Source organism: Streptomyces sp. 2323.1 (genome assembly GCF_900221035.1).
GTDB classification, from domain to species: domain Bacteria; phylum Actinomycetota; class Actinomycetes; order Streptomycetales; family Streptomycetaceae; genus Streptomyces; species Streptomyces sioyaensis.
Map to the genome: position 1 here is coordinate 1,885,259 of NZ_LT907981.1, position 12,897 is coordinate 1,898,155.

Annotated in this window: 9 protein-coding genes and 2 pseudogenes; 3 read left to right on the top strand and 8 right to left on the bottom strand. The window is 71.9% G+C overall.

Annotation, left to right across the window (positions count from 1 at the left end):
• Positions 1-49: 49 nt before the first annotated feature.
• The gene (locus CPH93_RS07510) at positions 50-1,027 is read left to right on the top strand and encodes a ScbA/BarX family gamma-butyrolactone biosynthesis protein (protein ID WP_093485845.1); all 978 of its coding nucleotides are present in this window, start codon (positions 50-52) and stop codon (positions 1,025-1,027) included.
• Between the two features lie 117 nt (positions 1,028-1,144).
• Here CPH93_RS07510 and CPH93_RS07515 read toward each other — a convergent pair whose 3' ends face one another.
• Positions 1,145-3,466 carry a bifunctional salicylyl-CoA 5-hydroxylase/oxidoreductase gene (locus CPH93_RS07515; RefSeq protein ID WP_096212359.1) on the bottom strand — a complete coding sequence of 774 codons (2,322 nt, stop codon included), beginning with the start codon at positions 3,464-3,466 and terminating at the stop codon, positions 1,145-1,147.
• Between the two features lie 2 nt (positions 3,467-3,468).
• The gene (locus tag CPH93_RS07520; RefSeq protein WP_006602528.1) at positions 3,469-4,296 is read right to left on the bottom strand and encodes an enoyl-CoA hydratase family protein; all 828 of its coding nucleotides are present in this window, start codon (positions 4,294-4,296) and stop codon (positions 3,469-3,471) included.
• Between the two features lie 300 nt (positions 4,297-4,596).
• Between CPH93_RS07520 and CPH93_RS36695 the strand changes: the two are divergent.
• Positions 4,597-4,848, top strand: a pseudogene (locus tag CPH93_RS36695) (ATP-binding protein); the annotation flags it as partial.
• 552 nt (positions 4,849-5,400) lie between these two features.
• A pseudogene (locus CPH93_RS07525) lies at positions 5,401-5,517 on the top strand (ATP-binding protein); the annotation flags it as partial.
• On the opposite strand, the gene CPH93_RS07530 reads toward CPH93_RS07525, so the two are convergent.
• From CPH93_RS07530 to CPH93_RS07560, 6 genes are all read right to left on the bottom strand, one after another.
• Complete coding sequence (locus CPH93_RS07530; protein ID WP_093649200.1) at positions 5,483-7,039, bottom strand: amino acid permease; 1,557 nt, start codon at positions 7,037-7,039, stop codon at positions 5,483-5,485. The pseudogene CPH93_RS07525 and the gene CPH93_RS07530 sit on opposite strands and share 35 nt — an antisense overlap.
• A 195-nt stretch (positions 7,040-7,234) precedes the next feature.
• The gene (gene argF, locus CPH93_RS07535) at positions 7,235-8,239 is read right to left on the bottom strand and encodes an ornithine carbamoyltransferase (protein WP_093485839.1); all 1,005 of its coding nucleotides are present in this window, start codon (positions 8,237-8,239) and stop codon (positions 7,235-7,237) included.
• A gap of 190 nt (positions 8,240-8,429) precedes the next feature.
• Positions 8,430-9,665, bottom strand: coding sequence for an arginine deiminase (locus CPH93_RS07540; RefSeq protein WP_093485837.1), 1,236 nt, complete (start codon positions 9,663-9,665; stop codon positions 8,430-8,432).
• A gap of 509 nt (positions 9,666-10,174) precedes the next feature.
• Positions 10,175-10,630, bottom strand: coding sequence for a DUF6099 family protein (locus CPH93_RS07550; protein WP_093485835.1), 456 nt, complete (start codon positions 10,628-10,630; stop codon positions 10,175-10,177).
• Positions 10,631-11,032: 402 nt separating this feature from the next.
• On the bottom strand, positions 11,033-11,395 hold the full coding sequence (locus CPH93_RS07555) for a nucleotide pyrophosphohydrolase (protein WP_006602534.1): 363 nt from the start codon (positions 11,393-11,395) through the stop codon (positions 11,033-11,035).
• Positions 11,392-12,882, bottom strand: a complete 1,491-nt coding sequence (locus tag CPH93_RS07560; protein WP_096212360.1) for a biotin transporter BioY — start codon at positions 12,880-12,882, stop codon at positions 11,392-11,394. Before CPH93_RS07560 ends, CPH93_RS07555 begins: the two co-directional genes overlap by 4 nt.
• Positions 12,883-12,897 lie beyond the last annotated feature (15 nt).

Here is a 12,897-nt window from a genome sequence, read left to right on the forward strand (position 1 = left end):
GGCTCAGCCCGGCAGGGCGCGAAGAGCCGCACCTCAGAAAGGAACACCTATGGCCAGCGCCACGCTCACGCCGTACTTGCGCGATGAGCGCCACGACAACGGAGGCGAGGACGCCAACGGAATCCGACCGTCCGCGCTCACCACGACGGTGCCGCGGGAGTACGTGCACCGCACCGCCGTCTCCGAGGTGTTCCTGACCAACTGGCGTCAAGGCGACGCCGACAGCTGGGTGGTCAGCGCGCAGTGGCCGCGCGCCCACACCTTCTACGGTCCGGTCCACGGGCTGCACGACCCGCTGCTGCTGATAGAGAGCATGCGGCAGGCCGGGATATTACTCAGCCACGTCGCCCACGGCGTGCCCCTGGACCACCCGATCATCTGGCAGCGGGTCCGCTACGACCTCTTACCGGAGGCGCTGCGCACCACCGACCGGCCCGCCGAGGTCGAACTGCACATCACCGACCACGACATGGTCCACCGCGGCAAGCGGCTGGCCAGCGCCCGCCAGGAGTTCCGGATCGTGTGCGACGGCGCCGAACTGGCCACGGCGGCGCTCGACTACTCCTGTCACAGCCCGGCGGTCTACCGCCGGCTCCGCGGCGAATACTGCGATCTCCAGCTCGCCAACTCCCGGAAGCTGCCGGTTCCCGAGGCCGTTCCTCCGCAGCTGGTCGCCCGGGACCACGACCGCGATGTGGCGCTCTCCCCCACCGACCGCCCCGACCGCTGGCAACTGCGGGTGGACACCTCGCACCCGGTGCTCTTCGACCACCCCGTCGACCACACGCCCGGCATGCTGATGATCGAGGCCGCCCGGCAGGCCGCACAGGCGACCGCCCCCGGCTTCACCCTCCCGGTCTCCATGGAGTGCTCGTTCGCGCGCTATGCCGAACTCGACGCACCGTCCTGGGTACAGGCGCGGACCACCGACCGGGCCGACGACGGCAGCCGGCAGCTCACGGTCGACGTCGAACAGCACGACAAGCCCGTCGTCTCCGCGCAGATCACCAGCGTGCCGATGTCCTGACCGGCCGCTGCGCCGGCCCGCCGGCCGCCTGCCGCCACACGCCGCTTCACCGCCCGCCCGGCCCCTGCCGGGCCGGCCCCCGTACGGCCCCGCCCCACACTGCCCGTGCCTCCCCCGTCACCGCAGTGTGAGGCGGGGCTTCGGCGCGTCGGTGCGTCCGGTGGGCGGGGGACGGTTGCCCGCCTGGTACGGCAGCGGCCAGGGCGCTCCCGGCCCCGCGTACCCCTGCTCCGCGGCGGCGTGCAGCGTCCAGTGCGGGTCGTACAGATGCGGCCTGGCCAGCGCGCACAGGTCCGCGCGGCCGGCCAGCACCAGGGAGTTGACGTCGTCCCAGGAGGAGATCGCACCGACCGCGATGACCGGCACACCGAGGGTGTTGCGGATGCGGTCGGCGAACGGGGTCTGGTAGGAGCGGCCGAAGTCGGGGCGCTCGTCGGGGACCACCTGTCCGGTGGACACATCGATGGCGTCCGCGCCGTGCCGTGCGAAGGCCTCGGCGATGGCCACCGCGTCCCGGGCCGTGGTGCCGCCGTCCGCCCAGTCCGTCGCGGAGATCCGGACGGTCATCGGGCGCCCGGCCGGCCAGACGGCGCGGACCGCGTCGAAGACCTCCAGCGGGAAGCGCAGCCGGGCGTGGACGTCGCCGCCGTAGGCGTCGGTGCGCCGGTTGGTGAGCGGGGAGAGGAAGCCGGAGAGCAGATAGCCGTGTGCGCAGTGGAGTTCGAGCAGATCGAAGCCGGCGCGGGCGGCGGATTCGGCGGAGCGGACGAACTGCTCGCGTACGGTCGCGAGTTCGGGCTCGGTCAGGGCGTGCGGAAGCTGGTTGACGCCGGCGCGGTAGGGCAGCGGGGAGGCCGCCACGAGGGGCCAGTTGCCCTCCGGGAGCGGCTGGTCGATGCCGTCCCACATCAGCCGGGTCGAGCCCTTGCGGCCGGAGTGCCCGAGCTGGACACCGATGGCGGTGCCGGGCGCGGAGGTGTGGACGAAGTCGGTGACCCGGCGCCAGGCGGTCTCATGGCCCGGTGCGTACAGTCCCGTACCGCCGGGGGTGATCCGTCCCTCCGGGCTGACGCACACCATCTCCGTCATCACCAGTCCGGCGCCGCCCAGCGCGCGGGCACCGAGGTGGACGAGGTGGAAGTCGCCGGGGGTGCCCGCGCCGTCCACCGCGGAGTACATGTCCATCGGGGAGACCACGACGCGGTTGCGCAGGGTCAGCCCGCCCAGCCGGAACGGGGTGAACATGGGCGGCGTGGCGGACTCGATGCCCGCCTCACGCTCGACGGCCGTGACGAATCCGGGGTCGCGCAGCCGCAGGTTGTCGTGGGTGACCCGGCGGCTGCGGGTGAGGAGATTGAAGGCGAACTGGTGGGGCGGCTGGTCGAGGTAGGTGGCCAGCTCCTCGAACCAGGCGAGGCTGGCGCGGGCGGCCCGCTGGGTGGAGGCGACGACGGGGCGGCGCTCCTCCTCGTAGGCGGCCAGCGCGGAGGCGGTGTCGGGCTGCTCCTGGAGGCAGGCGGCCAGCGCCAGGGCGTCCTCGACGGCGAGCTTGGTGCCGGAGCCGATGGAGAAGTGCGCGGTGTGCGCGGCGTCGCCGAGCAGCACCGTATTGCCGTGGGACCAGCGCGCGTTGACGACGGTACGAAAGGCGATCCAGCTGGAGTTGTTGGCGCGCAGCGACCGGCCGCGCAGCGCGTCCGCGAAGACCTTGGCGCACCACTGCGCCGATTCGCGCTCGTCGCAGCGGTCGAGTCCGGCCGCCCGCCAGACCTCCTCGCGCATCTCGACGATGACGGTGCTGGCGCCGTCGGGGTGCTCCCCGGAGGGGCTCGTTGCGAGGTGGTCGGACGAGGGGCGGGCGTAGGGATAGGCGTGGAGCTGTGCGACGCCGTGTTCGGTCTGCGCGATCTCGAAGCGGAAGGCGTCGAGGGCGAAGTCGGCGGCGAGCCAGATGTAGCGGCAGCGGTGGGTGGTCAGCTGCGGGCCGAAGATGTCGGCGTGCGCGGTGCGGGTCGCGCTGTGCACCCCGTCGGCGGCGATCACCAGGTCGTAGGTGCGCGCCAGTTCGGCAGCGGGCGGGGCCTCGGTACGGAAGCGCAGCTCGATGCCGAGGTCACGGCAGCGCTGGTGGAGTACGGCCAGCAGCCGGCGCCGGCCGAGGGCCGCGAAGCCGTGCCCGCCGGAGGTCAGGGTGCGGCCCCGGTGCACGATGTCGATGTCGTCCCAGCGGACGAACTCCGCCTGGAGGGCGCGGTAGACCTCCGGGTCGGCGTGCTCGATGCCGCCGAGGGTCTCGTCGGAGAGCACCACACCGAATCCGAAGGTGTCCTCGGGTGCGTTGCGCTCCCATACGGTGATCTCGCGGGTGGGGTCGAGGCGCTTGAGCAGGGCCGCGGCATAGAGCCCGCCCGGCCCCCCGCCGATGACGGCGACCCGCATGGCTACTTCCCCTGCCACTTGGGCGTCCGCTTCTCCGTGAAGGCGGCGTGGAATTCCGCGTAGTCGTCGCTGTTCATCAGCAGCGCCTGGGTGGCGGCGTCCATCTCGACGGCGGCGGCCAGCGGCATGTCGAGCTCCGCGGTCAGCAGCGCCTTGGTCTGGGCGTGGGCCAGCGCGGGCCCCTCGGCGAGCCGTTTGGCGAGCGCCGCGGCGGCCTCGTCGGCCCGCCCCTCCTCGGCCAGCTCACTGATCAGCCCGAGGCGTTCGGCCTCCGGGGCACGGACGGGGTCGCCGAGCATCAGCAGCCGGGTGGCATGGCCGAGGCCGATGACGCGCGGCAGGAGATAGGCCGCGCCCATGTCGCCCCCGGACAGCCCGACCCGGGTGAAGAGGAAGGCGAAGCGGGCGGAAGGGTCGGCGACGCGGAAGTCCGCGGCCAGCGCCAGCACCGCACCGGCCCCGGCCGCGACCCCGTGCACGGCCGCGATCACCGGGAACGGACACTCCCGCAGCGCCCTGACGACCTGCCCGGTCATCCGGTTGAAGTCCAGCAGCTGCGCGGTGTCCATGCCCAGGGTGGCGCCGATGATCTCCTCGACATCGCCGCCGGAGCAGAAACCGCGCCCCTCCCCCGCGAGCACGAGGGCGCGCACCGAGCGCTCCCGGGAGAGTTCCGCGAGCAGATCGCGGAGGTCGGCGTAGGCCTCGAAGGTGAGGGCATTGAGCTTGTCCGGGCGCGCGAGGGTGACGGTGGCGATGCCGTCCTTCCTGGTCACGCGGATGTGCTGCCAGGGCTCTGTGCTGCGGGCGGATCCTGCGAACGGGCTCATCGGGCTGCCTGCCCCCTTTGGCCGGTCGGCCGGTGGATGCTGTTCCGGATGCCCCTCGAAGTTATCACCCCTTCATGACTACCGTCACGAGAACGCGATATGCCGCGCGTCGCCGGCGGCGGTGCGCCGCCCTCGGGACCGCGCGGGCGAGGGTGCCGAAGGTCCCGGCTCCCGCATGACGTAGGTCTTGTGCACCCCGGCCACACGCCCCTGATCCCGGCGCCGCGCGCTTCCTACGCTGGATCCGACCGAACCGGCCTCGGACGGCCGGGCTGGCTCCTGCGAACGGATCGACGGCACATGCTGGAACCCGCGACCCCGACCTGGCACATCGCGCTGCCGCGTAGCACGACGGCCGTCCCCATCGCCCGCGCGATGATCCGGGCCGCGCTCCAGGACCTGCCGGTGGCGGCCGACTGTCCCACCGCGCAGCTGCTGACCTCCGAGCTGGTCAGCAACGCCCTCCAGCACACCTGCGGTACGGAGCCCATCGAGCTGGTGGTGGAGGTGCAGCCGACGGGCTGCCTGATCGAGGTGCACGACGACGATCCGCTGGGCATCGACGTGCTGCTCGACGAACCGTTCCCGCTGTCAGGGCCGGACGATGCGGTGTTGGTGGCGGCGCCCGATGCTTCCGGGCCGGGGCGGGCGGCGGCGGGGAGCGCCACGGCGGAGGGGGCCCCTTCGGGGGACGAGGTGCCTGCGGTGGATGCGGGGGGCAGGGTCCCTGCTGTGGACGGGGTTCCTGCGGCGGATGCGGCAGACAGGGTCCCTGTGGTGGATGCGGTGGACGGGGCCCCTGCGGCGGGCGGGGCGCGTACGGCCGATGGTCACCGGGCGGACGATCATCAGGCGGCCGACGACCGGCTTCCGGCGCAGCGTACGGGGGGCGTCGCGCCGGCGGATGACGCCGGGCGCAGCGGCGGGGACGAGGGCGGCGACGCCCGGGAGAGCGCGGAGGCGGGCGGCACCGAGGCGGGCACGGGCACCCGGACCACGGCCACCCGGGCCGCCCGCGGCACGCCGATCATCCAGGCCGCCGACGCCGTCGATGCCGCTTATGCCGCCGAAGCCACCGGCCTGGGCCCGCACGGCCACGACCACCACCGCCGTGGCCTGCTGCTGCTCCGTTCGCTGAGCTCCGACGCGGGCTGCCGCCGGACGCCGCACGGCAAGGCCGTCTGGTTCACCCTTCCCGAGGTGCCGTGGCGGCGCCGGTGAGGCCGGTGCCGGCCCCGTCCGCCGGTTCCTGAACCGTCGGTTCCTGAGCCGCCTGTTCCTCCTCTGCCTGCCCGAGCCGCGAACGGCGCCGCCCGTAGATCGCGTAGACCAGCGCCCCGGCCACCAGGAAACCGGCGAACTGGAACCAGGTCGCCGGACCGGTGCCGTAGCTCAGATACAGACAGAAGGCGATGCCCAGGAGCGGGCTGACCGGGAAGAGCGGCACGCGGAAGCGGCGCGGCAGATCGGGGCGGGTGCGGCGCAGCACCATCACGCTGAGGTTGACCGCCACCATGACCGCCAGCGTCCCGATGGTCGACAGATTCATCACCGCGTCCAGCGGCACCACCGCGGCCGGCACGGCGAAGACCGCTGCGACGATCCAGGTGTTGGCGACGGGGGTGGACGTCCGGGGAGAGACCCGCTCGAAGATCCGCGGGACCAGTCCGTCCCGCGACATCGACATCAGGATGCGGGTCTGGCCGTACATGACCGCGAGGACGACCGAGGCGATGGCGACGACGGCGCCGAAGGCGATCACCCCGCCACCGAGGGTCGAGTGGGTGACGCGGTTGACGATCAGCGACAGCGCGGCGGGCCGGCCGGCGACGTCGTCGGCGGAGAGCGCACCGATGGCGGCAGCCGCGACCAGGCAGTACAGGACGGTGACCACACCGATGCAGACCATGATCGCGACGGGGATGTTGCGCCGCGGGTTCCTGACCTCCTCACCGGCCGTGGTGATCGCGTCGAAGCCGATGTAGGAGAAGAAGGCGACCGAGGCGCCGGAGGTGATGCCGGCGATGCCCTCCGGAGCGAACGGCGAAAGGTTGCCGGCCCGGAAGGCGCTCAGCCCGACCGCGCAGAACAGCACCAGGATCGCGAGCTTCAGGACGGCCATCGCGGCGGTCGCCCGGGCGCTCTCCCGGATGCCGCGGACCAGCAGCAGGGCGGCGAGCAGCATCACGACGACGGCCGGCAGGTTGACGATCCCGCCGTCACCGGGCGGGTTGGACAGCGCGGCGGGCAGCTGCCAGCCGGTCAGGCTGCCGAGCAGCTCGTTGAGGTACTGGCCCCAGCCGACGGCGACCGCCGAGACCGAGATGCCGTATTCGAGCAGCAGACACCAGCCGACGAGGAAGGCGGTGCGCTCGCCGAGGGTGGCGTAGGCGTAGGAGTACGAGCTGCCGGACACCGGTATCGCGCCGCCCAGCTCGGCGAAGGAGAAGGCGGTGAAGACGCAGGTGACGGCCGCCAGCACGAAGGAGACGAGGACGGCCGGACCGGCCTTTGCGACGGTGTCGGACAGGCCGACGAAGATGCCGGTGCCGACGATCGCGCCGATGCCGAAGCAGATGAGCTGGAAGAGCCCCATGCTGCGGCGCAGGCCGTGGCCTTCGAGGTCCGCACCCGATTCGGCGATGAGCAGGTCGGGGGACTTGATCCGCGGTCCGGACAAGGCCGCGGGAGGTGCGGCGCGCAGCGCCTCCGAGGGGCGGCGGCGGGAGACGGGCGGGCGCATGGGGTGGTTCTCTCTCTGGTGGTGCGGTGCGCGCGGCGCGGGTGGGCCACACACGAAGCGGGGTCCGGACCGGTGGGTCCGAACCCCGCGAGCGGCTCGATGGTAACCGCTTGACCTGCATGATCGCCCGTTGCGGCGGATCGCTGTGCCGATGGCTGTGCAGCACATGAGGTGCCGTGCGGGCACCCCGCCGCGCTAGCCGGCGAGCGTCGCGACCAGCACCGCCTTGATCGTGTGCATCCGGTTCTCCGCCTCGTCGAAGACGACGGAGTGCGCGGACTCGAAGACCTCGTCGGTGACCTCCAGCGACGACAGTCCGTGCCGGGCGTGGATCTCCCGGCCGAGCGCCGTGCCCAGGTCGTGGTACGCGGGCAGACAGTGCAGGAACTTCACGTCCGGCTTGCCGGTGGCGCGCAGCACGTCCATCGTGACCGCGTACGGGGCGAGCTGCGCGATCCGCTCGTCCCACACCTCCTTGGGCTCGCCCATGGAGACCCAGACATCGGTCGTCACGAAGTCCGCACCGCGCACGCCCTCGGCGACGTCGTCGGTGAGCGTGAGGCGGGCGCCGCTGCTCCCGGCGAGCGCGCGCGCCTGCGCGACGACCGACTCGTCGGGCCACAGCTGCTTCGGCGCCACGATCCGGACGTCCATGCCGAGCAGGGCGCCGGTGACGAGGTAGGAGTTGCCCATGTTGTTCCGGGCGTCGCCGAGGTAGGCGAAGGCGGTCTCCTCCAGGGGGCGGCCCTGACCGTGCTCGACCATGGTCAGCACGTCGGCGAGCATCTGCGTGGGGTGCCATTCGTCGGTCAGCCCGTTGAAGACGGGCACCCCGGCGTGGGCCGCCAGCTCCTCGACGTCGGACTGCCGGCTGCCGCGGAACTCGATGCCGTCAAACATCCGGCCGAGGACCCGGGCGGTGTCCTTCACCGACTCCTTGTGCCCGATCTGCGAGCCGGACGGGTCGAGGTAGGTGGTCGAGGCGCCCTGATCCGCCGCCGCGACCTCGAAGGAGCAGCGGGTCCGGGTCGAGGTCTTCTCGAAGATCAGGGCGATGTTCCTGCCCCGGAGGCGGGGGACCTCGGTGCCGGCGCGCTTGGCCGCTTTCAGCTCGGCCGCCAGCTCGGTCAGTCGGCGGAATTCCTCGGCGCTGAAGTCCAGCTCCTTGAGGAAATGGCGGCCCCTGAGGTCTATCGCCATGGGTGGGCTCCTGATTCGCGACGGTCGGGACGGACTCGAATAGTGGAAGTGTATACGAACGCACGTATCTCTATACGGAGCCCCCGGCGCGGCCGCGGGGTGCGGCACCGGAGCACGGAGCCCCTGGCTGGAGTACGGAGCCCCTGGCCGATGAGGGATCCGGCCCCGCCCCGAAGGGTGCGGGGCATCCTCAGGCTGCCCCCGACACCGCATCCCTCGCCACCGGACAACTCATACAGCGCGGCCCGCCGCGCCCGCGTCCCAGCTCGCTCCCCGGGATCGTGATCACCTCGATACCGCGCTTGCGGAGGAAGGTGTTGGTGGTGACGTTCCGCTCGTACGCCACCACCACACCCGGCTCCACCGCCAGCACATTGCAGCCGTCGTCCCACTGCTCCCGCTCGGCCGAGTGCACGTCCTGGGTCGCGGTCAGCACCCGGATGTCGGACAGGCCCAGCGAGGCCGCTATGGCCCGGTGCATGTGCTCCGGCGGATGGTCGGTGACCTTGAGGTCCTGATCGCCCGACCCCGGCTCGATGGTGTACGAGCGGAGCATGCCCAGGCCCTCGTACTGGGTGAAGGTATCCCCGTCGATCATGGTCATGACGGTGTCCAGATGCATGAACGCCCGGCGCTTGGGCATGTCCAGCGCCACGATCGTGCGGGCGGAACCCGCTGCGAACAGCCCCCGCGCAAGCAGCTCCACGGCCTGCGGCGTGGTGCGTTCGCTCATCCCGATGAGGACGGCACCACTGCCCAGCACCAGGACGTCCCCGCCCTCGATCGTCGAGGGGAAATCCGCCTGGCCCTCCGACCAGACATGGAAGTCCTCGCCGCGGAAGAGCGGGTGGTGCCGGTAGATCGCCTCGTAATGCATGGTCTCGCGCTGCCTGGCCGGCCAGCGCATGGAGTTGATCGACACCCCGTCGTAGATCCAGGCGGAGGTGTCGCGGGTGAAGAGGTGGTTGGGCAGCGGTCCCAGCAGGAAGTCGTCCAGATCCATCACATGGAAGCGCACCGAGATGGGCTCGGGGTGGCGTTCCAGGAACTCGCGCTTGGTCATGCCGCCGACCAGCGCCTCGACCAGCTCCGGCACCGGAAGCTCGTCGAAGGCCGCCCGCAGATGGTCGGTGGCCAGCGGCCCGTATTCCTTCTCGTCGAAGACCCGGTCGAGGACCAGCTGCCTCGCCTCGGGAATCTGCATGCTCTCGGCCAGCAGATCCCCGAAGAGGTGGACCTCCACCCCACGGTCCCGGAGCACATCGGCGAACCCATCGTGCTCGGCCCGCGCCCGGCGCACCCACAGCACGTCGTCGAAGAGCAAGGCGTCCTTGTTCGAGGGCGTGAGCCGCTTCAGCTCCAGATCGGGGCGATGCAGGATGACCCGGCGCAGCCGCCCGGCCTCGGAGTCGACTTGGAATCCCATCCACCCATCTTGGCCGCTCCGACGGTTTTGCGGAGGGAGTCGGGGGATGTCGAGTTGGTTGGGTCGGTCGGGGCGGGGCCAGGCGGGGGCCAGGGGCGGGGCATGCGTGGGCCAGGGGCGGGCCAGGGGCGGGGCATGCGTGGGCCGGGCGTGGCCCAGCGGCGCGCTCGTCCTGATGATGCTTGTTCATGTGCGGACCGTGTTGCCGCAGCCGGATCGGCATTCGTACTGCCTCAGGGGCAGTCGCACCGGGCTCTGGTTCACATAGGGCGTTGTCGTGCTTGAAGGCGTAGATCTGGAACGCGGCGGGGTTGTCGTAGAGGACGATGCCGTCCCGGGTGAGGAAGGCGCTTGCCTTGCTCGCGACGGTGTGGGGCCGGCGGGGAAGCAGTGACGACGGCGGGCGGGCCGTGGCGTATCGGGCGTGAGCGCTCCCGGCCCCGGGGGCGGTGGCGTACCGCTCGGGGTGTTCCTTCCGCGTGGACGCGGTCGCGGTGGGCCGTCCCACCTCAGGCAGGGTTGCGGTCGCGTACCTCCAGCTTCTCCAGTATTCCGGCGACGCGGTCTCTTGATTCGTCGACGGTGTCCATCGCCTCGACACACGTCCAGTACATTCCGTCCTCGTCCGCCAGCAGCACCACGGCCACCAGCGCTTCACACACCTCCCGCAACAATCGGCACAGGCCGGTTAACGCCTCCTTGACGTCGCGCACTTCGGACAGCTGACCCGCCCGCAGCCCACCGGTGACCGATGCCGGGCACAGCAGTCCCCCGCTGAACCGCCCGCCCGCATCGCCTAATCCCCGGGCCCTGGACCGCACTTCGTACGGACCGAATATCGCGAGATGGCTGCCTATCGCCTCTGCCAGGGCTTGCGCCTGCCATGCCTCGACGATCACTCCCTGGATCGTGTTCGCCTCCGCCACACCGCGCCGACTCGCCGCGATGATCCGCACTGCGTCCATCCGCTCCCTCCTCTCCTCATCAATCGCATGCACCCTGCACTCTTCTCACTACCCAGAGTGAGGGTGAACACCCAAAAAAGCCAGGGGAATTCGCAAATCTGTGGACAACCAAGGCGATGTGGAAAGATCCATGACTCCATAGAGTGATGAACGGGCGGCTCGTACGCGCGTCTTCCCCACACGCCACAGCCTCCTCGCCCCTCACACCACCGGCACACGTCACACAAGACACCCGGAGTGAGCCCCCAAGTGAACACTTGGGGCCGGCGCAGAAGACCCCGGAGCGGACACCGAAGGGTGCGGTGCGAGCGCGCGAGCAGGCCTCCACACACGGCGGGGCGGGGGCCGACGCCCCCACCCCGCCGACCCCCGCCCCGCTACCGCCCCGGCCTGGCCCGGCCCCTACTCTTCCCCGCCCTCCCGCGGCCGGTCCGGGCGTGCCGAACGGACCGCCGGGAAGCGCGTCTCATTACGGTCGATCTTCGCCGCGAGCGCCGTCAGGGCGTCGATCCCCAACGCCTCACAGAACTGCAGCAGATAAGCCAGCACGTCCGCGACCTCGTCCTCGACCCGGCCGGCCTTCCGCGGATCCGACATCACCGTCGCCGACTCCTCCGGCGTCAACCACTGGAAGATCTCGACGAGTTCCGCGGCCTCGACACTCAGCGCCGCGGCCAGGTTCTTGGGGGTGTGGTACTGCTGCCAGTCCCGCGCGGCCGCGAACTCGGCGAGCCGCCGCTGCAGCGCATGAAGATCTTCACTCATACCCCCAGGTGTAGCACCTGCACGCCGGGCAGTCCGTCGGCGACCGACGGGTCCCGCACAGTCCCCAGCAGCCGCACATGCCCGCGCTCGGTCATCCGCACGGCCAACGACACCAGCTCACGGGCCTGCCTGAGATCCATGCAGCGGTCCATCCCGTCCGCCAGCACCGTCATCTGCTGATGGGCCGACGGGACCTCCCCGACCGGGTCCATGGCCAGCACGTCCGGCCCGGTGAGCAGCACCAGCGCCAGCGCGAGAAACCGCAGCTCACCGTCGCCGAGCTGCTCGACGGGCAGTTCCCCCAGCTCCCCCCTGTCGAGGACGGCCCGCACGCCCTCCGCGTCCGCAGCACCCGGCCCGGCCTGCGCACCCGACGAGCCGCCGCCCGGGCCGTCACCGCGTCCCACCACCGCACCGGCGACGGCCGCAGCCGCGTCGGCCACCCCCGCTCCGCCCGGCCGGAGCGGCACCGTATGCAGCCCCTCCACGGGTCCGACGCAGGCCTCCCGTACCGCCGCCACCAGCACGGCATGTCGCCGCGCACACTCCCTGCTGGTACGCGCCAGGACCATGGGCAGGTTGTCGCAGGCGGACCGCAGCCGCCCCTCGTCGCGCTGTTCTTGCGCGCCGTGGCCCCAGCCGCCCGCCTCCCCACTTCCTGCACTCCCCCGGCGCCCCCGGGTCCCCCAGGATCCTGCGGTTCCCACCCCGCCGGACCCTCCCGGCTTCCCAGGTGCCTTGCCTGCGGCGCCCCCCGCGGCCCCGCCACGCCCACTCCGCCGTACGCCGGCCCCGGCCCCGCGTCCCGCAGCACCCCCACCGTCCCCACCGCATCCGCCTTCCGCACCGCCCGCCCCCACTGCCCGCATGACCTCCGGCCGCGGGTCGCACACGAACGCCGACCGCAGCGCGACCACCACCTGTTCCGCGGCAGCCAGGACCAGCCGCTGCCCCGCTGTCTTGCCCGCGACGCGCAGCGGCAGCAAGGAGGTGCCGAGCCGGTCGTCGGGAAGCGGGGCACGGGTCACCGGGGTCGCCCCAGCGGTGTGCCAGGCCGCCTGGACCGCGGGGCGGGTGGGGTCGGTGAGCGCGGTGGTCAGCAAGGTCTCGCCGCAGCCGGTCAACCGCTCGCCGACGATGCGCAGTTCGGGCTCGGCCTGGACCGCGAGATCGAGGCTGATGGGGCCGGCCGGGCCGTCGACCGTACATCCGATGCGGAAGCCGCGCCGCCCCTGCCCGTCGGGGCGCGCCCCCGCCGGCACACATGCCGACGGGCCGCCGGCCACCTCCTCCAGGGCCCGCGCGAGCGACTCCCCGCTGCCGAGCCGGGCGAGAATCGCGTACGCCTGCAGCGCACTGGACTTGCCGCTGCCGCTCCTGCCGCTCAGCAGCGTCAGCGGGCCGAGCGGCAGGGTGACGCCGCGATGGGTCTTGAACGCGGACAGCCGTAACTCGGTGACCGCCGGCCGCACACTGTCGGAATTCATATGCGGACGTTACGC